We start from the raw sequence: 22,295 nt of genomic DNA on the forward strand, positions 1-22,295 counted from the left end.
TCCCCGTGACGACGACCCTCGAACAACTGCAGTCCGGCCAGCTGTCGGGCGCCCGGCAACTCAAGCTCGCGTGCGGGCTGACCGAATTCCCGCGCGAGATCTTCGATCTGGCGGACACGCTCGAAGTACTCGACCTGTCCGGCAATGCGCTGTCCGCGCTGCCGGACGACCTGTCGCGGCTGCATCGCCTGCGCATCCTGTTCGCGTCCGGCAACCGCTTCACCGCATTCCCCGAAGTCCTCGGCACGTGTGCGCAGCTCGACATGATCGGCTTCAAGGCGAACCGGATCCGCACGGTGCCGCGGGGTTCGCTGCCGCGCGCGCTGCGCTGGCTGATCCTGACCGACAACGAAATCGACGCACTGCCCGCCGACATCGGCGCTTGCTCGCGCTTGCAGAAGCTGATGCTCGCGGGCAACCGGCTGCGGGCGCTGCCCGCCGACATGGCGGGCTGCCGGGCGCTCGAACTGGTGCGCCTGTCGGCGAACCGGCTCGACGCGCTGCCGGACTGGCTGCTGCGCCTGCCGCGTCTCGCGTGGCTCGCGTCCGCGGGCAATCCGCTCGGCGCCGCGCCTGAAGCAGCGGCTTCGGCCGAGCCGGGCGTCGCGGACATCGACTGGACGTCGCTCACCTGCGGCCAGAAGCTCGGGGAAGGCGCATCGGGCGTCATCTACCGCGCGCAGTGGCGGGCGGACGGCCAGGCGCCGCGCGCGGTCGCGGTCAAGCTGTTCAAGGGCGCGGTGACGAGCGACGGCCTGCCCGACTGCGAAATGGCCGCCTGCCTGCATGCAGGGCGCCACCCGAACATGATTCCGGTGATCGGCAAGGTGCACGGCCATCCGGACGGCACGCACGGTCTCGTGATGGCGCTGGTCGATCCGGCGCTGACGAATCTCGCCGGGCCGCCGAGCTTCGCGTCCTGCACGCGCGACGTGTATGCGGCAGATGCGCGATTCGAGCCGGCAGCGGCGGTGCGGATCGCGCACGGCATCGCATCGGTCGCCGCCCATCTCCACGCGCGCGGCATCATGCATGGCGACCTGTACGCGCACAACATCCTGCGCGACGACGAGGGCGGCGCGCTGCTCGGCGATTTCGGCGCGGCGTCGGTCTACGACGTGAACGACCGCGAGCGCGCGGCGCGGCTCGAACGGCTGGAAGTCAGGGCGTTCGGTTATCTGCTCGGCGAGTTGCTCGACAGAAGCGAGCCGCGTGCGTGGCAGGGTTCGCCCACACTCGAAGCGCTGGTTGCCGCGTGTCTGAACGAGGATATCGATGCGCGGCCGTCGTTCGACCGGATTGCGGCCGTGCTGGGCGCGTGGAAGGATTGACGATTCCGTCCGCGCTCCGGCGCCGGCAGGCGCCGTGCTGATGCTTATGCCTGCCGAGCGGTCAGCAGCCTGATCCCGAGACCGACGAACAGCAGCCCGCTGGCGCGCTTGGCCGCGCGGACGAACGGGCTGGCGCCGATGCCGTGATGAAGCCGGCGCACGCCGAACGAATAGACGCTGTGCACCACGACGACGGTGCATGCGATCGTCGCGTACATCACGACGAACTGCATCGCGAGCGGGCGATCGTGCGCGATGAACTGCGGCATGAACGCCGACACGAAGATCATCGTCTTCGGATTGCTGCCCGAGACGAACAGCGCTTCACGGAACAGCTTCCTGCGATCGGGCATGGCGGTCTCCGTTGCGCCGGTCGACGCAGCGGCCTTCCGGTCGCCGCGCAACTGCCGGATGCCCAGAAAGATCAGATACGCGGCACCGATGATCTTCATCGCGATGAACAACGGCGGCATTGCCGCCAGCACCGCGCCGACGCCGAGTGCGACGAGCACGACCACTACGGCCTGCGCGACGAGGTTGCCCGCGATCGTCGCGGCGGTGCCGCGTGACCCGTATCGCACCGTGTTGCGGATGACGAGCAGCACGTTGGGGCCCGGCGACAGCGTCGTGACGAGATAGGCTGCGGCAAACAGCATCCAGGTCTGAATGGACATGCGGCGCTCCGGGAGACGGGTTCGGCGATCGGGGTGAATCCGTGCATGATGCCACGACCATGCGAATCACCCCGACCGACGCACGACATCAACGCGTGTCGCGCACGCAGTATGTGGCGATCGACAACGGCGCATCGATTGCCGACGGCCGCGTGATCCAGGCGACCCACGCCGCCCATAACCCGCAGACGATCAGCACGGCGACATTCAGCGGTGTCCGGTAGCGGACGATCCGGTCAGCCAGCGGCAGGCGTTCCTTGCTCATGTTCGTCTCCATCGGTCGTTGCGTATGCGGCATTACTGGCCGGTATAGGAAGGCGCCTTCGCGTCGCAGCTCACGGACACCGTCGAGCCGTCGGCGAAATGCAGCCGGAACGGCACCTTCGCGCCGGGCGCGACCGGCTTGCGCGGCTCCTCCAGCATCACGTGATAGTGCTTCGGCCTGAATGTCACGGTGCCGTGCGCAGGCACGTCGACCGCGTCGACGTGCACCATCTTCGCGGTGCTGCCGGCCGTCTGCGTTTCGTGGATCATCGCCATCCCGTACGCGGGCGTATCGATGCCCGTGAGGGTGACGGGCTTGTCGCCGTCGTTCTTCAGCGTGAAGTAGCCGGACGACGGCACCGTCGCCGGCATCGTGCGGATCCAGCACGCATCGGCCTGTACGGTCGATGCGGCGAACGTGGCGGGCGCTTGCAGTGCCAGCAGGGCAAACAGCAGGCTGGTCGGAATCGAGCGTTTCATCGGTTGTGTTCCTGATTGGGTATCGAAGATGGCCGCGCGAGCGTCGTCTGCATTACTTCAGCGTGAACGAGTAGTGACCGTGCGTGCGATGCCCGTCACTCGCCACTGCAACCCATGCGACCGTATACGTGCCGGGCGTCAGGTTCGCCAGCGCGACCTGCATCCGCTTCCGGTTGCCGGCGTCGACAGCGGATTTCCCGTCGGCGACCGACTGGCCGTGGCTGTCCGTGACCGCAATCGAACTGAATGCGGGTTCGAGCGTTTCGCTGAAGTCGATCGTGACCGCGTGCGGCGCGCTCGACAGCGTGGCATCGGCGGCCGGCTCGAGGGTTTTCGGATGTGCGTGTGCGTGAGCGGCCTGCGCGATGACGAAGCCGAGTGCGACGAGTGCGCCGCGGACAAAGGAGGTGGTTTTCATGGCTGGGTGATTCCGTTGGAAATGGCAGGGAAACGATGCGTTCCGCGTGTCGCCGCACGTTCGCGCACGAGTGCATGCACGGCACGACGCCGCAAGCGATACGGTGAAACGTGATCGTCCTTCGAAACGTGACACGTCATGCACGCGCAGCACGTGCGGACGGCGCGATGCGCGACGGCATCACGCGCGGTGACGGCGAATCAGGACGCGAACGGCGGGGCGCGCGGTTGCGCGGTCGTGAGCGGCAGCGTGCGGCGCAGGCTTTCGAAGCGGGTTGCTTCGCGATGCAGGAGGAGTTGAACGTTGGCCGCGAACGTGAGTTCGGTCGCGGGCAGGGCTGGCGTATGGGCAAGCAGGCTGCAATAGCCGCAAGCCTGCAGATGGGCCTGCAGGCTCTTCGACGACGCATCGCCCGCGTGATCGCCGCCAGCCGGCCCGGCCGTGCAGTAACCGGCGAGCAGCGCGTCGACGCGGCCTTGCGTGGTCAGCGCCTGCGAGATCGTCGGCGCGAGCGCCGTCATCAGGATGGCGAGCATCCCGATCAGACTGACGATCTTCCGGAGACGACGACTCAGCATGCGATGCGCGGCGGCGGGTGGACGGCGATGGTGCGGATTATGCCACGCGCCCGCAGCGAGGGCATGCGGGCACGCGGATACCGGGAGTGACGCGCGGCGCGCTTACGCGTGCTTCGCCAGATATTTCGTGATCAGCATCATCTGCGCGGCCCAGCCCTGATCGTTCATCTCGCGCGCCTTCGCACGGCGCGCCTCGATCAGTTGGTCGAAACCCGTTTCGGTGACCGTCAGCAGCGTGCCGCCGTCGGTTTCCGCGAGCGTGAAGGTGACGAGCGTCATCGGCTCGGACGCGTAATCGACGTTCGGATCGATCGCGAACGGGTGCCAGCGAAAGGAGAACAGTTGCTTCGGCTCGACGCGATCGACGACGATTTCGAACACGGCGCCCGCATACGGCTCCTGTGCCTTGGCGACGTCGTCGTCGACGCGCGTCGGCGTGATGCGGCCGAACAGCGGCCGGCCGGCCACGAACGGCCCGTCGAACGTCACGCCGAACCAGGTGCCGAACTCCCCGGCATTGCTGACGGCTTCCCACACGCGCGCCAGCGGCGCGGCGAGCACGGCTTGTTTCTCGATGGGATCGATTGGCTGGGTCATCACGTTCTCCACGCAGGCATCATCGTTGCGGGACGGCGCGCGGCCGCGCGCCGCGATCAGTCGATCATCTCCGCGTCGGGCACGTCGAGCACGACATCGGAGGTCGCGACGGCCACGCACGGCAGCGTATAGCCGTCGGCCTTTTCGTCGCGGCTCAGTCCCGGCCATTCGATCGTATAGCGTACGCTTCCGCTGACGATCCTGCACAGGCAGCTGCGGCACGTGCCGTTGCGGCACGAGCGCGGCAGCCTGACGTGCGCGAACGCGGCGGCTTCGAGCAGCGTCAGCGAATCGGGGGCGTCGAACGTCGCGCCGAGCGGCTCGATGCGCACGAGAGGCGGGTGGTCGGGATCGGTCATGGGTCGAAGCGGGCGGCGAAACGGGCGGCGAAGCGGCGGCAAGGCGAGCGCCAAGCATACCCGAAGCCGCATGCGGCCGGCCCGGACGTCAGTGTCGCCGCAGGTAGCGGTACACGGTATTGCGCGCGAGTCCGAGCTCACGCGCGGCGGCCGATACGTTGCCGCCGTGCCGCGCGAGCACCGCGTCGATCACCGCGGCCTGGTGGCTCTGCAGCGTCGTCGCTTCGCGCGTGTCGGCCGCTGCGGCGGCTTGCGCCGCGGGCGCGTGGTCGCAGTCGAGCCAGAAATCGTCGGGCAGGTGCGCGAGCGTGATTTCGGGTTCGTCCTCGGCGAGCATGCCGGCCGTACGCAGCACGTTGGTCATTTGCCGCAGGTTGCCGGGCCAGCGGTGCCGCATGAACGCGTCGAGCACGTCGGCCGCGAGGCGGCTCGGCATCGGTTCGCTGCGCGCGAGCCGCGCGAGGATCCGCTCGACCAGCGCGGGCAGGTCGGTGCGCGCGGAGAGCGCCGGCAGCGTGACCGCGAGTCCGTTGATCCGGTAGAACAGGTCTTCGCGGAACGTGCCTTCCGCGATCATCGCGCGCAGGTCGCGGTGGGTCGCGCAGACCACGCGCACGTCGACCGGCACCGCGCGTGCGCCGCCGAGCGGCATCACCGCGCGCTCCTGCAGCACGCGCATCAGCCTGACCTGCTGCGCGAGCGGCATGTCGCCGATTTCGTCGAGAAACAGCGTGCCGCCGTCGGCCTGCGCGATCTTGCCGGGGCTGCCGCGCTTGCGGGCGCCAGTGAAGGCGCCGTCCTCATAGCCGAACAGTTCGGCCTCGATCAGCGAATCCGGCAGTGCCGCGCAGTTGACCGCGACGAACGGGCCGTCCGCGCGTGGCGAAGCCTGGTGCAGCGCACGCGCGAGCCATTCCTTGCCGGTGCCCGTCTGGCCGAGGATCAGCAACGGCAGGTCGCGTCCGCGGATCTTCGCGACGCGTTCGAGCACGGCGGCCATTCGCGCATCGCCGGTGTCGAGTGTCGCGAACGTGATTGCGTCGGGGTCCGGCGCCCGCACGCGCACGGCGGGCGCGGGCGGCGTGACGGCGACGGTCGTCTTGTGTGCTTCCGCGAATTCGCAGCGCGCGAGCACGCGCACGCCGGTCGACAGCGTGAGGCGGAACGGTGCGCCGGGCGCGCGGGCCGCCTGCTGGGCGAGCTGGCCGAAGTGCATCCCGAACAGCGCATCGCAGCCTTGATGCTGCAATGCATCGAACGTTGCGCCGAGCTGGAATTGCGCGCTGCGGTTCGCGGCGATCAGCCCGCCGTCGGGGCCGAACGCGACGAGTCCGGCGAACAGCGAGTCGACGCAATCCTCGTGAGCGTGGAAGCGCAGCCGCAGCGCTTCCGCGCACTGGTTCGCGAACAGGTGGTTTTCGATCAGCTGCGCGGACATCCGCACGAGCGCGAGCGTATGGGGGCTGAAGCCGCGCGGATCGCCGCTCACGTCGAGCGTGCCGAGCGTGCGGCCGAACGGGTCGATGATCGGCGCGCACGAGCAGGTGAGGATATGGTTCGCGCGCAGGAAGTGTTCGGGCCCATGCACGGCGACTGCCTGGCCCGAGGCGAGCGCGGTGCCGATCGCGTTGGTGCCGCGTGCGCCTTCGGCCCACGACACGCCGGTGCACAGTGCGACGCGGTTGGCTTTCTCGATGAAGTCCGCGTCGCCGATGCTGTGCAGGATCACGCCGTCGGCGTCGGTGAGCAGCACGAGGCTTTGCGTGTCGGCGATCTGCGAGTGGAGGTTCTCCATCACGGGGCGCGCGTGCGCGAACAATGCGTGGTTCGTGTCGAGCAGTTCGCGCAGCGCGAGTCGCGACAGCGGCGAGAAATCGGGGCGCTCGTTTGCGCGCAGGCCGACCGCGGTTGAACGGGCATGCGCCTGCGCGAGCAGGTCGTTGCGGCCCGCGGTGGCGGGCAGCACGAAAGATTGAGGCATGTCTTGTCTCCTGTCGGCCTCAGTTAGCGCTTTAGCGCTTACTGAGGCCCCATGCTTCGCGGTCGGTCCAGTTAGCGCTTTAGCGCTTACTGAGGCCCCATGCTTCGCGGTCGGTCCAGTTAGCGCTTCAGCGCTTACTGGGGCCCCATGCTTCGCGGTCGGTCCAGTTAGCGCTTTAGCGCTTACTGAGGCCCCATGCTTCGCGGTCGGCCCCAGTTAGCGCTTCAGCGCCAACTGGAACGCCATGCTTCGCGGTCGCTCCACCTTGACGCCTTGCACCGCACCATCCGCCGCCCGGGCCGCCGCGATCGATATCGCCTCATCATACAAGCGCGGCGCGCGTTGCGCGACCGCGTACAAAAACCGCTTGCTTTTAAGCACCCGCCTGCAATGATGGAAATGGAACACGCACGCGCCGTGTTCCGCATCGCAACATGCATGCGACGTGACATGCATCCGTTCGGGAGACGCATCATGGTTCGGACGGAACTGAGAGTCGTGCTGGCGGCCATCGCCACCTTCATCATGCTGGGCGGCATCGCCGTGGCGATCCACGGTCTGCTGTTCGACCTGATCGACGCGGTGCAATACGGTGCGGCCGCGATCGCGGTGGGCGCCACGACCGCCGCGATCTCGCTGAACATCTGGCCCACCGATCCTCATTGATGCCCATTCGGCAAACGGTGCCGGATGTCGTGCTGGTCTGAGGAAATGCGCGTCGGAACGACGCACATCGCAAATTTTGCCTCCTGCGCGAAACCGTCTAAAGTGGAATGCAACCGGCATGCATTGTCCGCGCCATACCCCGTGGTCGTGCCTCTGCCGGCGAGCCCGCGTACATATTCGTCCGGCCGGTAGCGGACGACGAACGCGGTCATGTGTTTTCTACCGGACAGGCGGCTCCCATGCAGATCCATTTCACGAATGAGAAGCCCGAATATTCGGGGCGCGACCTGATGCTTGGATTCACGGCGCTGGTCAATGGCGAGCGCGTCCAATGTCAGATCACCGCCGAGGCGCTGGAGGACCATTTCGGTGCGGCATCGCCGCGCTTCGAGGACATGGTCGGTGCGTACGATCAGCACCGCGAGCGCATCGAGGCGGCCGCGCGGCGGCTGTTGTCCGAGACGCGCGCGCAGTGCGTGACGCTGCGCAGCGGCTACGTGCGCTTCTACGAGGCGAACTGGCGCTGAGCCGGACGACCGGGCGGCGACGGAGCGGGCGCCGCATACCGGCGCCCGTGTCGTATCGGTGTGCCTGACGCATCGAGCGGCGGGTACGCGCGTCACGTCCAGGACGTTCGTGCGTGTTCGTATCCGGCTGTCCCCGATCTCGCCGACCATCGCCCCAATCCCGCAAGACGATCGATCGCTTCGGATCACGTATCGTTTCCGTTGTGCACGATCGCCGCATGGCGTGCGCCGCACCCGGAAACAACAACGCCACCCGAAGGTGGCGTTGTTTCACCGTGCATCGCACCGAGGCGCACGCATCACTCGCTGCCGAGATAGAAGAAGCGGAACAGGAACACGGCCGCGATGATCCACACGATCGGCTTGACCGAGCGGGCCTGGCCCGTCAGCAGCTTCAGGCCGCCGTACGCGATGAAGCCGAACGCGACGCCGTTCGCGATCGAGTACGTGAACGGCATCAGCAGCGCGGTCAGCGCGGCCGGCACGGCTTCGGTCGCGTCGTCCCACGGCACGTCGACCATCTCGCGCAGCATCAGGCACGACACGTACAGCAGCGCCGGTGCCGTTGCGTAGCCCGGCACGACGCCGGCGAGCGGCGCGATGAACAGGCACGCGAGGAACAGCACCGCGACGGTGATCGCCGTCACGCCCGTGCGGCCGCCGGCCTGCACGCCCGACGCGCTTTCGATATACGCGGTGGTCGACGACGTGCCGAGCACCGAGCCCGCGACGATCGCGGTGCTGTCGGCGAGCAGCGCCTTGTTCAGGCGGTGCATCTTGCCTTCGACGAGCAGGCCCGCGCGGTTCGCGACGCCCATCAGCGTGCCGGTCGCATCGAACAGCTCGACGAGGAAGAACACGAGGATCACGTTGATGATGCCGGTCGACAGCGCGGCGCCGATGTCGAGCTTGAACAGCGTCGCATCGATCGACGGCGGCGCGGAGAACACGCCGTGGAACTGGTTGTCGCCGAAGAAGAACGACAGGATCGTGACGCCGATGATGCCGATCAGGATCGCACCGCGCACGCGCAGGTGGTCGAGCGTGACGATCGTGAAGAAACCGATGATCGCGAGGATCGTGTCGTGCTTGTGCAGGTCGCCGAGCGTGACGAGCGTGGCCGGGCTGCCGACGATCACGCCCGACGTCTTCAGCGAGATGATGCCGAGGAACAGGCCGATGCCGGCGGTGATCGAGATGCGCAGCGATTTCGGAATGCCGTTGACGATCGCTTCGCGCACGCGGAACAGCGTGACGAGCAGGAACAGGCAGCCGGAGATGAACACCGCGCCGAGCGCGGCCTGCCACGTGAAACCCATCCCCTTGACGACCGTGTACGCGAAATATGCGTTCAGGCCCATGCCGGGCGCGCAGGCGATCGGGTAGTTCGCGTACAGCCCCATGATGATCGACGCCAGCGCCGCGACGAGGCAGGTCGCGACGAACACGGATTCCTTCGGCATGCCGGCGTCGCCGAGGATCGCGGGGTTGACGAAGATGATGTAGGCCATCGTCAGGAACGTGGTGACACCCGCGAGTATTTCGGTGCGGAAGTCGGTGCCGGCTTCAGCGAAGCCGAAATACCGCTTGATGGATTCCATATAGGCGTTTCTCCGGTCGGGTTGTCGTGTTGCTTGTTGTTTGTGCCGAATTGTTGTAAAGGCAGCACGCGGCCGGGCTACTGTAACCAGCCACTATTGCCACGCTATCGGCGGATTGTAATAGCGCGGATAGCTCGGACGATATAGTTGCGGGGCACGATCGGCCGCGTTCGCGCGAACGGTCGGACAGGCCGGCCGCGCGAGGAAGGCGCGCATTTTACCGGTTCGCGCGAAGCGGGCGGGCGGAAACGATGGAAACGATTCGATGGCGGGCGGGCCGTGCCGGCCGATGCGGGCGCAACGGCGTGCCGGACGCGCAGCGCGCGGCCGCAACACGATGACATGCGACTGCAATGGCCTGCCCGCAAGCTGGACGAATGCAGGGCGGTCGCGGCGCGTGCGCGAACGCGCGCATGACCGGCGCGGGTGCGCGACGGCGTGCAGCGGCCATTCGTCAGTCCAGGCGGTTGCAGATATCGGGCTATCCTGCGCCGAAGCCGTCCCGTCCGCAACTGTCATTTCGCGATGCGGGCCCGACTGTGGTTTCTGTGTAAAAGATTGCAAGACGTCATCGCGTTAACCGGCAACTCTTTCTAGGATGGATACACCGCGCACACACGCCGGCCGGTAGTTGCCGACGCGGGGGAGTCGCAGTCCGTGCAGGCCAGGCGGTGAAGTGCGGTGACGGTCGTTGCGCGTTCGGGCAGGCGCGACCGGTTGCGATTGCCCGACGCGGGTTCGTCCGTAATCACGGAGGTCAGCATGTTGAACTGGATCAGCCGTTGGGCGATGCGGCACGCCCCCACGCCGGAAAAAACCGCTGCGTCGATGCTCGTGACGGCGCGCATGGAACTGTTCACAGCCGAACAGCGCGTCATCGATGCGAAATTACAAGCGGATTACTGGCGCACACGGGTGTCATTTCTCGAGGAGGTGCAGAAGCAGGGCATCGACCCGTGGGTGACCTCGCAGGCGACGCAACGCCCCGACCTTGATTCCACTCCCCGCAGCACGGGCCCGCGTCTCGCCGCCAGCACCTGATGCATGCGATGCATGTGACGGTTGCGCACGGCGCGCGATCGCACGCGGCACGCACGCGCGTGCCGCGTCATTCGATGCGCACCTGCGGCGCGTTGCGCCGCGGGTGCGTCCGTTTCCGGATGCGGTGATTCCGCGCGTTCCGGTGTCCCGTTGCGCGCGTGAGAGCGCATCGTCAATCCCGTCTTCGCCATCGTCCGGCGAGCAAACGTCGCATGCGCGCGAGCGTGCGTCTCAGTCGGTCGCCGCGCCGCACGTACGCCGTCGTGATCGACGCTTCGGCCGCCCGGTCGTCATCGGAGCCGAGCCAGATGCGATCGCCGCGCGCGATGCGCAGCACGTCGCCGGGTTGCACCCAGTAATCGTCGATGCTCGGCGGGCGCGTGATCCACAGCGGCGCGCCGTGCGCACGAATTTCCGCATCGCTCGGCGCGCGCCAGGTCAATGTCGTGCGCGGCGCAACCGCGAAACGGATCACGACGGTCGGTAACGCGATCGCGCCGGCGCGGCGCGAATCGGGACGGTCGAACAACGGGCTTGCCTGGTCCATCGTCTTCTCCATTCGTTGAGCCGGACGGATGACGCGCACCAGAACAAAAAGGCCTCATCCGTTTCCGGTGAGGCCTTGTGTGACATGCGGTACTGCTCGGATGCTAACGCACAAGCGCCTCCCGTGATCCATTCTTTCGAATGTTCACCGGGCAATGATTCGCGATGGCGATGAGCTTGAACGTAGGCATGCGAACGAGTTTGTCGATGTCGTACGGCGTTGTCAACGACTATTTTCGAGACAGACGGCGATTACGCGTCGCGCTGCGCGAGGCCGTTCACGAGCAGTTCGGACAGCAGGCCCGTCATCCCGTTCGGATGGGTGGCGGCGCGCGCCTTCAGCTGTTCGACGAGTTCGGCGTTGAGCTTGCACGCGAACGGCACGAGGCCCTGTTCCTGGTCGAGCTTGCGCTGCGCGCGGCGATCGAGCTTCTCCGCTTCCTCGGCGCCCTTGCCGAAGCGCGCGGAGCTCGACTGCTTCATCGCGTGCGTCAGCTTGAGCGCCTTGTTCTTTTCTAGATCGGTTTTCTTCATGGCCATCGCGGCACCTCCGGGAAATGAAGCCGCGATTGTACGCATTTCGGCGGGCGTCCCCGCCGAAACCGTCGCGAACCTGCTTGCGAACCCGCTTGCGAACCCCGTCACGCGCCCTTCGTCGTGCCCCAGTTGCCGCCGTGCGCGGCGGCTTGCGCGGCCGGCGAGCGCGCCAGATACGCAAGCGCCTGCTCGGTCGAGCCTTCATGGTGCGGCGTATAGCCCGGCTTGAAGTAGCGCAGCGCCGCGCCGATCACCTTCCAGAACGACGGCAGGTGGCCGCGCCGCGCACCCTTCCACCACGACAGAACGAAACCCGGATAGCGGCCGGCGGCCGGGTCGCGCCGGTACATGAACCGCGCGCCGCTCGTGATGAAGTAGAGCAGCAGCACGATCACGAACGCCATGTGCACGCAGCGCTCCGGGTAGCTGCCGCCCATGTGGTTGTAGATGTCGAAGGCGACGGTCCGGTGCTCGACTTCCTCCGCGCCGTGCCAGCGCAGCAGGTCGACCATCGTCGGGTCGGCGCGGCTTGCGTCGAGCCCGTGCGCGTTGAGCACCCAGTTGCCGAGATAGCCGAAGAAATGTTCGAGCGATGCGATCACCGCGAGCTGCTGCCGCAGCCAGAAGCGCGTGTGGCCGATCTTCAGCCCGAACGGCGCTTCGCCGAGCACGCGCGTGAACAGCCAGTTCAGCTTCCGCGTGAACGGCTTCGTGTCGATCCCGTGCCGGTCGTAGTAATGCTTGAGCACGCCGCCGTGCGAGCGCGAATGCACGGCTTCCTGGCGCAGGAAGCCTTCGGCCTCGTCGCGCAGGCGCGCATCGGTGATGTGCGGCAGCGCCTTGTTGTACACGCGGCAGAACCACAGCTCGCCTTCCGGGAACAGCAGGTTCAGCGTGTTGATGATGTGCGTGCTGCCCGGGTCGTCCGGCACCCAGGTGATCGGCGTGTCGCTGAAGTCGAACTTCACGTGCCGGGCCTTGATCTTGTGATAGTCGGCGGTAGCGGTCATCGGTGTCTCCGTTCCTGTGTGGCGGCGTGCGCCGTCAATGCGATGCCATGCTGATGCGGGCGAGCATCCGGCCGAGCCACGGCATGAAGCGGCCGACGAAGCGCAGCGCGTGCGCCTCGGTGCCGACCGCCACGACCGGCCGGTTGCGCAGCACGCCGTCGACCATCGCCTGCGCGACGGTCTCGGGCTTCAGGCCGCGCATCTGGTACAGCTTCGTCGCGCGCTTGCGCAGCCGTGCCTCGTCCTGTGCGTTGGCGCCCGCGTATTGCGTCGACGCCATGATTCCGGTTTCCGCGAAACCCGGGCACACGGCCGTCACGCCGATGCCTTGCTCCGCGAGTTCCGCGCGCATGCATTCGCTGAGCATCAGCACGGCGGCCTTCGTCGTCGCGTACGCGGGCAGGTCGCGCGACGGCCCGAACGCGGCGGCCGACGCGGTGTTGACGATGTGGCCGCCGGTGCCGCGCGCGGCCATCTGTCGTGCGAACAGCCGCGAGCCGTGGATCACGCCCCACAGGTTCACGTGCAGGATGCGCTCCCAGTGCCGCTCGCTCGTGTCGAGCATGCCGCCGGCCATGCCGATGCCCGCGTTGTTGATCACGACGTCCGCGCCGCCGAGTTCGCTGCCGACCCACGCCACAAGTGCCTCCATCTCGTCCGCGGACCCGACGTCCACGCGTTTCGCGTGTGCGTGCGCGCCGGTCAGCCCGAGCAGCAGCGCGGTGCGCTCGGCGCTCGCGAGATCGATGTCGCACGCGACGACCGTCGCGCCTTCGCGGGCGAACGCGAGGGCCGCGCAGCGGCCGATGCCGCTGCCCGCGCCGGTGACGACCGCGACCTTGCCGCTGAAGCGGCCGCTGGTCGCGCGGCGGCGTGCGTTCGCGAGCGCGGGCGGTTCGTCGCCCGATTCGACCGCGTCGATCAGCTGCTCGGCGAGGCCCGCGAAGCGTGCGGGATCGGCGAGCGGCAGCCAGTGGCCGGCCGCGACTTCGCGACGGTAGTACTGCGGCACCCAGCGCGACAGGTTCTCGGACAGCGCCGGGCTCACGTACTTGTCGCCGAGCGGCACGATCGTCTGCACCGGTGCGTGCGCGTAGCGCTCGCGCGGTGCGAACAGGCAGCGGATGAAGTTCGCGCGATAGAGGCGCACGCCGCGCGCGCCGTCGTCGGCCTGCGTCGCGCGCGGTGCGGCCGGCGTCTTCTCGAGCCGGCGCAGCAGGCCCGGCCACGCGCGGCCGAGCCACAGCCGCCAGCCGAGCTCGGGGATGAACGGCAGGTGGAACAGGTACACGTACCACGAGCGCACGAGCTGGCCGCCGAGCCTGGCCAGCGACGCGGGCGTCGGGCGCAGCACGCGTTCGCGCAGCCAGAAGCCGACGTGGTCGAGGCACGGCCCCGAGCACGACGTGTACGACGCGATGCGGCCGGCGAGCCGCGGATCCGTGACGAATTCCCAGCCCTGGATCGAGCCCCAGTCGTGCGCGACCAGATGCACCGCGCGGCCGGGGCAGAGCGTGTCGATCACCGCGATGAAGTCGTCGGTCAGCTTCGCGAGGTGGTAGTCGGCCGTGCGCTTCGGCACGCCGGACAGGCCCGCGCCGCGCACGTCGTAGGCGATCACGTGGTGCTTGCGCGCGAGCAGCGGCGCGACCTGCTGCCACACGCTGCTGTCGTCGGGGTAGCCGTGCACGAGCACGACCGGCGAGCGGGCCGGGTCGCCCCAGGTCCTGACCGCGAGCGTCAGGTCGCCGGAGGCGACGGCCGTCTCGTTGTGAACCGATTCGAACAGGGCCAGCGGCGCTTCGTCGGAAAGAGGCTGCATCGTGAGTCCGTCGTTCAGGGATTCGGGGATTCGGGAGGAAGGCGCGACGCGTGCGCGTCAGGCCGCGGCCGGCACGGTCGCGACGGCCTGCGCGCGTTCGGCCTGGCGGCGCTGCCAGCGGCGCACGTGCGGCAGGTCGTCGTCGAGCCAGTACGCGTCGTCGTCGGTGATCACCAGCAGTTCCTCGAATTTCGCGCCGACGCCGGCAAAGCCGAGATGCGGCTCGACGGCCCACAGGCCCGGCACGGGGGCATGTTCGGAGCGGCGGTCGATCGACCACAGCGGCGACCAGCCCTGCTGCTTTGCCGCGCGGCCCTGGTCGAGCAGCAGGTTGCGCGTCGCGTTCAGCCCGAAGCGCGCGACGAAGCGCGGCTTCGACAGCTTGTGGATCTTCGCGACGCGATGCGCGAGCACCTTGAACGGATAGGCCTTGTGGCGCGGCTCGACGCCCTGGCGGCGGCATAGTGCGTCGACTGCCTGCGCGACCTCGGCCATCGGGCGGCGCGCTTTCACGAGCCGCACGATCATGTCGCGATGGTCCATCAGGTCGTCCTGCAGCTGTTCGAGGATCGGGTTCTGGCCGAGGCAGTGCGCGTAGCCGACGTCCGCGACGATCCCGTTCAACACGGGCGCGACGTCGAGGATCACGGGCATGTCGGTTTCGAGCTGACGGTTGCCTGGGAAGAACGCGAGGTTGAAGCCGCCCATGTGCTTGAGGCCGGAGAAGCCCTCGAACGCGGTGCGGTCGCCGAACCACGCGAACGGCTTGTGCAGCCAGTCGTGCACGCCGTGGTCCTGCAGCCATTCGGTCAGCAGGCGCGTGGCTTCCTTCTCGGTGATGCCGGGGTAGAGCATCGCGCCGACGGTCTCGACGCAGCGATAGGCAAGCTGCTGGACCGCGCGGAATTGCGGCAGCTCGTCGAGGTGGACTTCCGGCAGCGGGTGGTCGGCCATGATGCGTCTCCAAATGTCGGCCGGCGTTGGCGCTTCAGCGCTTGTCGACCGGTGTGGGTGCTTCAGCACTGACTCCGGTCCCGCGCATGGCGCACGCCGGTCCTGTGCAAAGCGGGGGGCGCTGATCCGGAATGCATCCGCGGGTATTCCCGTCGCGAATTATTCAGCCAGCATTTAATGTGCCATTGATTAATGTAACGATGATAGCCGGTTCGGCGCGGCACGCCAGCCCCCGGGGGTGAGGATTTGTCCTAATGAAGGGCTGAAATGGAGGGGAGACTCTAGGTTTCCAGGGGGTGGGGCGGATGAACGCCGGCGTGCATGCGTGGGGATCGGGGGCGCCGGCCGGAAGGTGTCGCGAGCGGTGCCGGTGCCGGCGCCGGCCCGGATGGCCGCGCGTGCGGCCGCCTCGTGACGGCCCGGCATGTCGCGCCGGATCAACTCCCCGTCGCATCGCGGCGCGACGCTGTCAAATTGCCGAAATAATTTCGTCACATCATTCGCCCCCGGTTCGGAGCCGTCCCGGCTTCGCCGCGCCGATGAGCCGCCGGTGCGCGGTGTGCCGCGCGGGTAGCGACCGAAGCCGATTCGACATTTCCCACGGAGAGAGACCATGCAACGCCGCCTGTTCATGAATACCCTTGCCGCGGCGACCGCTGCGACGTCGCTGATGCTCAAGGCCGGCACGGCCAACGCGAAGCGTGCAACCGCGCCGGATGCGCTGGATCCGGGCCGCTGGTCGCCGTTCAACGCCGCGCGCCTGCAGGCCGTGCTTGACCAGCATGGCGTCGCGAGCGCGCGCTACGACGAAAAGCGCCGCCCGTACGCGGTGTTCGACTGGGACAACACGTGCATCATGAACGACTGCGAAGAGGCGCTGCTGATGTACCAGATCGATCATCTGCAGTACAAGCTGACGCCGGGCGAATTCGTCGACGTGATGTGGAAGGACGTGCCGAAGGGCGCCTTCATGAAGGACTACACGACGGTGGACGGCAAGCCGGTGACGATGGAAGACCTCGCCGCCGACGTCGAATCCGACTATCGCTGGCTCTACGCGAACTACAAGGGATTCGGCGGCGACAAGAGCCTCGACGAGATTCGCGAGACCGATCAGTTCAAGGATTTCCGCGCGAAGCTGTACTTCATGTACGACGCGATCTGCGACACGCATCCGCTCGAGATCGGCTACAAGTGGATCATCTACTTCTACCAGAACATGACGACCGCCGAGCTGCAGGCGATGGCGGAAGCGTCGAACAACCACGGCATCGGCGACGCGCTGCGCAAGGTCCGCTACGAAAGCCCGAAGACGCTGCCGGGCAAGGCCGGCGTGGTGGCCGACACGCATTTCCACGGCATTCGCATTCATGAGGAAATCCGCGCGGTGATGCACACGCTGCGCGCGAACGGCATCGACGTGTACGTGAGCACGGCGTCGCTCGACGACGTCGTGCGCGTGTTCGCCGGCAATCCGAACTACGGCTACGGCGTGCCGCCCGGGAACGTGATCGGCCTGCGCCTCGACATGCGGGACGGCAAGTACACGAGCACGTATCCGGCCGGCTGGCATTTCAACTGGGGGCCCGGCAAGACGGTGGGCATCCGCAACGTCCTCGAGTCGAAGAAGGGCTACGGCCCGCTGCTGGTGTTCGGCGACAGCGACGGCGACGCGTGGATGCTGCGCGACTTCAAGGACACCGCGGCCGGCGTGATCGTCAACCGGATGAAGAAGGGCGAGATCGGCGCGGACAGCAAGCTCGCGGCCGAGCAGATCGGCAAGCCGGACGCGCGCTTCCTGCTGCAGGGCCGCGACGAGCACACGGGCCTGATGATCCCGGACGAGAAGTCGATCAAGTACGGCAAGACCGATCGCAAGCTGCTGGCTTGACAGGCGCCGGCCGCCGGGCCGTTGCGGCCCGGCGTCCATCGGGATCGATGGCCGCGCCGCGCGGGCCGGAACACGAGCGTCTCAGCGCTCGCGCGGCGAGCCGAGCCGCTCCAGCAACGCCCCCAGCAGATCGATCGGCAGCGGAAACACGATCGTCGAGTTCTTGTCCGCCGCGATCGTCGTCAGCGTCTGCAGATAGCGCAACTGCATCGCCTGCGGCTGCAGCGCAAGCCGCTGCGCGGCCTGCAGCAGTTTCTCCGACGCCTGCAGTTCGCCTTCCGCGTGAATGACCTTCGCGCGCCGCTCGCGCTCGGCCTCGGCCTGCCGCGCGATCGCGCGCACCATCGTCTCGTTCAGGTCCACGTGCTTGATCTCGACCGTCGACACCTTGATGCCCCACGCGTCGGTCTGCGCGTCGAGCGTCTTCTGGATGTCGGCGTTCAACTGCTCGCGCTCGGCGAGCAGCGCATCGAGCTCGTGCTTGCCGAGCACCGAGCGCAGCGTCGTCTGCGAGAGCTGGCTCGTCGCGTCGAAGAAGCGCGCGACCTGGATCACGGCCTTCTCCGGATCGACGACGCGGAAATACACGACCGCATTCACCTTCACCGACACGTTGTCGCGCGTGATCACGTCCTGCGGCGGTACGTCGAACACGACGGTGCGCAGGTCGATCCGCACGACCTGCTGGACGATCGGGATGATCAGCACGAGCCCCGGCCCCTTCACCTTCCAGAACCGGCCGAGCATGAACACGACGCCGCGCTCGTATTCGCGGAAGATGCGGATCGATGACGCGACGAGCACCACGGCAAAGACGATCAGGACGCTGCTGAAGCCGAACGTGTAACCGATCATGAAGGTTCTCCTTGATGTTGTTCTTGCGCCGGCACGTCGTAGAGCGGGGCGACGGTGAGCAGCAGCCCGTGGCGGCCGGTGACGCGCACGCGGCAACCGGCGGCCAGCGGTGCGCTGCTGGCGACGCGCCACCGCTCGCCGTGCACGAGCGCCCAGCCGCCTGCCGACGGCGCGACGTCGGCGGCGCCAAGCGGCTGGTCAGGATGGAGGCCGTCGTCGAGCACTTCGCCGATGCTGCCGACCATCGCCTCGGCGCCCGTCACGACCGGGCGCCGCCGCGCGCGCAGCGCGACGCTCGACACGCCGGCGACGAGCAGCCCGCCGCCGAGCCCCAGGCTCGCGATCACCGGCCACGGAATCCCGTAGCCGGGCACGTCGGTGTCGATCAGCATCAGCGCACCGATCGTGAACGCGACGATCCCGCCGAAACCGAGCACGCCGAAGGTCGGCAGGAACGCCTCGGCCACCAGGCAGCCGAGACCGAGCAGCACGAGCGCGAGGCCCGCATAGCTGATCGGCAGCAGTTGCATCGCGAACAGCCCGATCAGCAGGCAGATGGTGCCGGCGACGCCCGGCAGCACGAAGCCGGGGTTCGCGAATTCGAAGAACAGCCCGTAGATGCCGATGGTCAGTAGGATCAGCGCGACGTTCGGATCGGCGATGATCGACAGGAAGCGGTTGCGCCAGTCGGGCGCGAGCACGACGAGCGGCGCATGCGCGGTCGCGAGGTGCAGCGTGCCGGCGGTCGTCGTCACGGTGCGGCCGTCGAGCTGGCGGGCGAGGTCGGCCGGGTCCTGCGCGATCAGGTCGACGACATGCTGCGCGCGCGCCTCGTTCGCCGACAGGCTCACGGCTTCGCGCACCGCGCGCTCGGCCCATTCGGCATTGCGTCCGCGCAACTGCGCGAGGCCACGGATGTAGGCGGCGGCGTCCTGCATCGCCTTGCGGATCTCGGTCGACTGCGTGTCGTTCGGCAGCTCGGCGGGTGTCGAGGCGGCGCCGGAGGCACCCGATGCCCCGGCCGGCGACGGCCTCGTCGTGCCCGGCGTACCCGGTGTACCCGGCGCACCACCGATGCCGAACTGCACCGGCGACGCCGCACCGAGATTGGTGCCGGGCGCCATCGCGGCGACGTGGCTCGCGTAGACGATGTAGGTGCCCGCGCTCGCGGCCCGTGCGCCGCCGGGCGCGACGAACGCGGCAACCGGCACCGGCGAGCCGAGGATCGCCCTGATGATCTGCCGCATCGACGTGTCGAGCCCGCCGGGCGTATCGAGCTGCAGGATCGCGAGCGGCGCGTGCTCGCGCGCCGCGCGCTCGAGCGAACGGACGATGAAGTCGGCGCTGGCCGGCCCGATCGCGCCGTTGACCGGAATCACGACGACCGGCGCCGCAGCGGCGGGCGCGGCGGCGGGCGGCGGGGCGGCAACCGCCGCGCATACGACGAGCAGCGCCGCAAACAGCGCGGCGCGCGCGACCCGCGCGGACAGCGGGTGACGGGGGCGGCCGTCGGGCGATGCGGCTGACGGCGGCCCATGACGATGAATGCGCATCGGGGCGTCCGGGCGGCGCGCAGCCGCACGCCGTCCGGCTCGCGGAAAGGGCGTTGGCCCGATGATTGAAGATTAGGCGGTTTCTGCGGAAAGCGCGAAGGCGGGGCCGCCGGCCGCGCACTCAGCCGGCGCCGCCGCCCCGCGCGAGCGCTTCTTCCCGGTACTCGGCCGGGCTGCGCCCGCTCCATTTGCGAAACGCGCGGTAGAACGCGCTCGGTTCCGCGAAACCGGTGGCGGCCGCGACGTCGGCGATGGTCCGCGACGGATCGGCCAGCGCCTCGAACGCGAGGTCGCGCCGCAGCGTGTCCTTGATCGACTGGTATGCATGGCCTTCCTGGTGCAGCTTGCGGCGCAGCGTCGCCTCGGCCACGTGCAGCCGCGCGGCCATCCCGCCCGCACCGGGCCACGCGGCGGGCGGCATCCCGCGCAGCACCGTGCGCACGCGCTGCGCGAGCGCGTTCGGGTTGCGGTACTTGACGATGAAGCTGGCCGGCGCGTTGCGCAGGAACGTCTTCAGCGTCTTCGCGTTCTGCACGACCGGCAGCGTCGCGAATTCGGGATCGAAATCGACATACGAATCGGGCTGGTTGAACCGCATGTCGTCGCACAGCATCGACGGGTATTCGTGGTCGGCCGGCGGCGTGTCGCAGCGGAAGCTCGCGTGCAGCACCGGGATGCGCCGCCCGATCAGCCAGCAGGTGAGCCCGTACACGATGATGAAATAGGTCGCATACGTAAACATCGCGGGCGCGGCGGCGCTGTTGCGGTGCACGAAGCGCAGCCGCACGCGCTGCGGGTTGGCGTCGAGCTCCGCGTGCAGGTCGTCGAGCACGCAGTGCATGAAATTCACCGCGCGCGCCATCGCGTGCAGCCCGTCCTGCGCGGACAGCGCGGCCTGGCTCATCGCGATGAAGCTGCCGCTGCGCATCGGGTGGCGATCCTGCCCGAAAAACTCGTCGTCGAGCGCGCGCGCGATCGCGTTCCACAACGCGCCGTATTGCTGCGCGGACACCCGCGCACGCGGCTGCACGAGCAGCGCGGGCGCGATGCCGGCCTGCGCGAGCAGCGGCTCGGCCGCGACGCCGCGCCGGGTGGCGAGCGCGACGCTGTAAGCGACGAGGCTGATCGCGACGGTGCCCTTGTCTTCCTGCTTCATCGAAGCCGCCGGTATGGCAAAAACGCTCAGTGTAAATGAGCGGCGCGAGCATCGAACAGTCGCGCGCGCTTGCCTACACTTGTTGCATCGAAACGGAAGGTCGGTCGCGGCACGCGGCCGCGGGAGACAGCAGCGCCATGGACGAGCTTTACACTGAAGACCAGCGGATGATCCGCGACGCCGCGCGCGCGTTTGCCACCGAGGTGCTGGCGCCGAACGCCGCGCAGTGGGACCACGACGCGCACCTGCCCGACGCCGTCGTCGCGCAGCTCGGCGAACTCGGCCTGCTCGGGATGATCGTGCCGCAGGAACTGGGCGGCGCGTATACGGATTACGTCGCCTACGCGCTGGCGATGGAGGAGATCGCGGCCGGCGACGCCGCGTGCGCAACGCTGATGAGCGTGCACAACTCGGTCGGCTGCGGGCCGATCCTCGGCTTCGGCACGCCCGCGCAGAAGGATCGCTGGCTCGCCGAGATGGCGGCGGGCCGCATCATCGGCGCGTTCTGCCTGACCGAGCCGCAGGCCGGCTCCGAAGCGAACAACCTGCGCACGCGGGCGGAGCTGCGCGACGGCAAGTGGGTGCTGAACGGCGCGAAGCAGTTCGTGACCAACGGCCAGCGCGCCGGTGTCGCGATCGTTTTTGCCATGACGGACCCGGAAGCCGGCAAGCGCGGCATTTCCGCGTTCCTGGTGCCGACCGACACGCCGGGTTTCATCGTCGGCAAGCCGGAGAAGAAGATGGGCATCCGCGCATCCGACACGTGCCCGATCACGTTCGAGAACTGCGCGATTCCGGAAGAAAACCTGCTCGGCAATCGCGGCGAAGGGCTGAAGATCGCGCTGTCGAACCTCGAAGGCGGCCGCATCGGCATCGCCGCGCAGGCGCTCGGCATCGCACGCGCCGCGTTCGACAAGGCGCGCCGCTACGCGGGCGAGCGCGTGCAGTTCGGCAAGCCGATCGCCGAGCACCAGGCGATCCAGCACAAGCTCGCCGACATGGCCACGCAGATCAACGCGGCGCGCCTGCTCGTGCATCACGCGGCGAAGCTGCGCACGGCCGGGCTGCCGTGCCTGTCGGAAGCGTCGCAGGCGAAGCTGTTCGCCTCCGAGATGGCCGAGCGCGTGTGCTCGGACGCGATCCAGATCCACGGCGGCTACGGCTACCTCGCCGATTACGAAGTCGAGCGTCATTACCGCGACGCGCGTATCACGCAGATCTACGAGGGCACCAGCGAAGTGCAGCGGATGGTGATCGCGCGACAGCTTTGAGTCGCGACGCGCGCTCCACCGGCCACCACGCAAACCGATAGACAGGCAGGCAAACAAACAGACAGGGCACGAGGGTATCGCGGCAAACGCGGCACGCAACGACGTGACCGTGCGCCGCGCAACACGGAACCGGGCATGTGCTGCAGCGCATGCGCCGGTTGACCGCTGGGCATGGAGACTGGA

Annotated in this window: 24 protein-coding genes; 6 read left to right on the plus strand and 18 right to left on the minus strand. The window is 68.1% G+C overall.

What is annotated here, in order from left to right; genetic code table 11:
• The first annotated feature begins 5 nt into the window (after window positions 1-5).
• Entirely contained in the window at window positions 6-1,331 is a 1,326-nt protein-coding gene (locus DIE21_RS01370; RefSeq protein WP_124495290.1) for a leucine-rich repeat-containing protein kinase family protein, read from the plus strand.
• A 44-nt stretch (window positions 1,332-1,375) separates the two neighbouring features.
• Here the strand turns inward: DIE21_RS01370 and DIE21_RS01375 are convergent, their stop codons facing one another.
• The 8 genes from DIE21_RS01375 to DIE21_RS01405 all read right to left on the minus strand — a co-directional run bounded on the left by DIE21_RS01375 (window position 1,376) and on the right by DIE21_RS01405 (window position 6,682).
• Window positions 1,376-2,005 carry a LysE family translocator gene (locus DIE21_RS01375; protein WP_124495292.1) on the minus strand — a complete coding sequence of 210 codons (630 nt, stop codon included), beginning with the start codon at window positions 2,003-2,005 and terminating at the stop codon, window positions 1,376-1,378.
• Between the two features lie 88 nt (window positions 2,006-2,093).
• On the minus strand, window positions 2,094-2,270 hold the full coding sequence (locus DIE21_RS37045; protein WP_185640550.1) for a hypothetical protein: 177 nt from the start codon (window positions 2,268-2,270) through the stop codon (window positions 2,094-2,096).
• Between the two features lie 32 nt (window positions 2,271-2,302).
• Window positions 2,303-2,749: a copper chaperone PCu(A)C gene (locus DIE21_RS01380; protein WP_124495294.1), complete on the minus strand. Its 447-nt coding sequence runs from the start codon at window positions 2,747-2,749 to the stop codon at window positions 2,303-2,305.
• A gap of 52 nt (window positions 2,750-2,801) precedes the next feature.
• Window positions 2,802-3,167, minus strand: coding sequence for a copper homeostasis periplasmic binding protein CopC (gene copC, locus DIE21_RS01385; protein WP_124495296.1), 366 nt, complete (start codon window positions 3,165-3,167; stop codon window positions 2,802-2,804).
• 200 nt (window positions 3,168-3,367) lie between these two features.
• Window positions 3,368-3,745, minus strand: coding sequence for a DUF2946 domain-containing protein (locus tag DIE21_RS01390; RefSeq protein WP_124495298.1), 378 nt, complete (start codon window positions 3,743-3,745; stop codon window positions 3,368-3,370).
• Between the two features lie 102 nt (window positions 3,746-3,847).
• The gene (locus DIE21_RS01395) at window positions 3,848-4,342 is read right to left on the minus strand and encodes an SRPBCC family protein (protein ID WP_124495300.1); all 495 of its coding nucleotides are present in this window, start codon (window positions 4,340-4,342) and stop codon (window positions 3,848-3,850) included.
• Window positions 4,343-4,398: 56 nt separating this feature from the next.
• A complete protein-coding gene (locus tag DIE21_RS01400) occupies window positions 4,399-4,701 on the minus strand; it encodes a 2Fe-2S iron-sulfur cluster-binding protein (RefSeq protein WP_124495302.1) in 303 nt (100 codons plus the stop codon).
• A gap of 88 nt (window positions 4,702-4,789) precedes the next feature.
• A complete protein-coding gene (locus DIE21_RS01405; protein WP_124495304.1) occupies window positions 4,790-6,682 on the minus strand; it encodes a sigma-54-dependent Fis family transcriptional regulator in 1,893 nt (630 codons plus the stop codon).
• A 390-nt stretch (window positions 6,683-7,072) separates the two neighbouring features.
• Here DIE21_RS01405 and DIE21_RS37595 point away from each other — a divergent pair, with 390 nt between their 5' ends.
• On the plus strand, window positions 7,073-7,348 hold the full coding sequence (locus DIE21_RS37595) for a DUF2964 family protein (protein ID WP_311767427.1): 276 nt from the start codon (window positions 7,073-7,075) through the stop codon (window positions 7,346-7,348).
• Here DIE21_RS37595 and DIE21_RS01420 read toward each other — a convergent pair.
• Window positions 7,342-7,560 carry a hypothetical protein gene (locus DIE21_RS01420; protein WP_124495310.1) on the minus strand — a complete coding sequence of 73 codons (219 nt, stop codon included), beginning with the start codon at window positions 7,558-7,560 and terminating at the stop codon, window positions 7,342-7,344. The two genes, DIE21_RS37595 and DIE21_RS01420, sit on opposite strands and share 7 nt — an antisense overlap.
• A gap of 27 nt (window positions 7,561-7,587) precedes the next feature.
• Between DIE21_RS01420 and DIE21_RS01425 the strand changes: the two genes are divergently transcribed.
• Window positions 7,588-7,875: a DUF1488 domain-containing protein gene (locus DIE21_RS01425; protein ID WP_014898618.1), complete on the plus strand. Its 288-nt coding sequence runs from the start codon at window positions 7,588-7,590 to the stop codon at window positions 7,873-7,875.
• 299 nt (window positions 7,876-8,174) lie between these two features.
• On the opposite strand, the gene DIE21_RS01430 is transcribed toward DIE21_RS01425, so the two are convergent.
• Complete coding sequence (locus tag DIE21_RS01430) at window positions 8,175-9,476, minus strand: NCS2 family permease (protein WP_124495312.1); 1,302 nt, start codon at window positions 9,474-9,476, stop codon at window positions 8,175-8,177.
• Window positions 9,477-10,238: 762 nt separating this feature from the next.
• On the opposite strand from DIE21_RS01430, the gene DIE21_RS01445 reads away from it, so the two are divergent.
• Entirely contained in the window at window positions 10,239-10,517 is a 279-nt protein-coding gene (locus tag DIE21_RS01445; RefSeq protein WP_124495316.1) for a hypothetical protein, read from the plus strand.
• 172 nt (window positions 10,518-10,689) lie between these two features.
• On the opposite strand, the gene DIE21_RS01450 is transcribed toward DIE21_RS01445, so the two are convergent.
• From DIE21_RS01450 to DIE21_RS01470, 5 genes are all read right to left on the minus strand, one after another.
• On the minus strand, window positions 10,690-11,064 hold the full coding sequence (locus tag DIE21_RS01450) for a DUF2917 domain-containing protein (RefSeq protein WP_124495318.1): 375 nt from the start codon (window positions 11,062-11,064) through the stop codon (window positions 10,690-10,692).
• 251 nt (window positions 11,065-11,315) lie between these two features.
• Entirely contained in the window at window positions 11,316-11,603 is a 288-nt protein-coding gene (locus tag DIE21_RS01455; protein WP_124495320.1) for a hypothetical protein, read from the minus strand.
• Between the two features lie 101 nt (window positions 11,604-11,704).
• Entirely contained in the window at window positions 11,705-12,610 is a 906-nt protein-coding gene (locus DIE21_RS01460; RefSeq protein ID WP_124495322.1) for a metal-dependent hydrolase, read from the minus strand.
• Window positions 12,611-12,644: 34 nt separating this feature from the next.
• Window positions 12,645-14,432 carry an SDR family oxidoreductase gene (locus DIE21_RS01465; protein WP_124495324.1) on the minus strand — a complete coding sequence of 596 codons (1,788 nt, stop codon included), beginning with the start codon at window positions 14,430-14,432 and terminating at the stop codon, window positions 12,645-12,647.
• Between the two features lie 57 nt (window positions 14,433-14,489).
• Window positions 14,490-15,386 (minus strand): M24 family metallopeptidase, encoded by an 897-nt coding sequence (locus DIE21_RS01470; protein WP_124495326.1) that lies wholly within the window; start codon window positions 15,384-15,386, stop codon window positions 14,490-14,492.
• Between the two features lie 613 nt (window positions 15,387-15,999).
• Between DIE21_RS01470 and DIE21_RS01475 the strand changes: the two genes are divergently transcribed.
• Window positions 16,000-17,277: a haloacid dehalogenase-like hydrolase gene (locus tag DIE21_RS01475; RefSeq protein WP_124495328.1), complete on the plus strand. Its 1,278-nt coding sequence runs from the start codon at window positions 16,000-16,002 to the stop codon at window positions 17,275-17,277.
• An 81-nt stretch (window positions 17,278-17,358) separates the two neighbouring features.
• On the opposite strand, the gene DIE21_RS01480 is transcribed toward DIE21_RS01475, so the two are convergent.
• The 3 genes from DIE21_RS01480 to DIE21_RS01490 all read right to left on the minus strand — a co-directional run bounded on the left by DIE21_RS01480 (window position 17,359) and on the right by DIE21_RS01490 (window position 20,841).
• A complete protein-coding gene (locus DIE21_RS01480; RefSeq protein WP_124495330.1) occupies window positions 17,359-18,132 on the minus strand; it encodes a slipin family protein in 774 nt (257 codons plus the stop codon).
• A complete protein-coding gene (locus DIE21_RS01485; RefSeq protein ID WP_124495332.1) occupies window positions 18,129-19,685 on the minus strand; it encodes a nodulation protein NfeD in 1,557 nt (518 codons plus the stop codon). Before DIE21_RS01485 ends, DIE21_RS01480 begins: the two co-directional genes overlap by 4 nt.
• Before the next feature lie 121 nt (window positions 19,686-19,806).
• Complete coding sequence (locus DIE21_RS01490; RefSeq protein WP_124495334.1) at window positions 19,807-20,841, minus strand: AraC family transcriptional regulator; 1,035 nt, start codon at window positions 20,839-20,841, stop codon at window positions 19,807-19,809.
• Window positions 20,842-20,978: 137 nt separating this feature from the next.
• On the opposite strand from DIE21_RS01490, the gene DIE21_RS01495 reads away from it, so the two are divergent.
• Window positions 20,979-22,112 (plus strand): acyl-CoA dehydrogenase family protein, encoded by a 1,134-nt coding sequence (locus DIE21_RS01495; RefSeq protein ID WP_124495336.1) that lies wholly within the window; start codon window positions 20,979-20,981, stop codon window positions 22,110-22,112.
• The last annotated feature ends 183 nt before the right edge of the window (window positions 22,113-22,295 follow it).

It is taken from the genome of Burkholderia sp. Bp9140 (genome assembly GCF_003853425.1).
GTDB lineage: Bacteria > Pseudomonadota > Gammaproteobacteria > Burkholderiales > Burkholderiaceae > Burkholderia.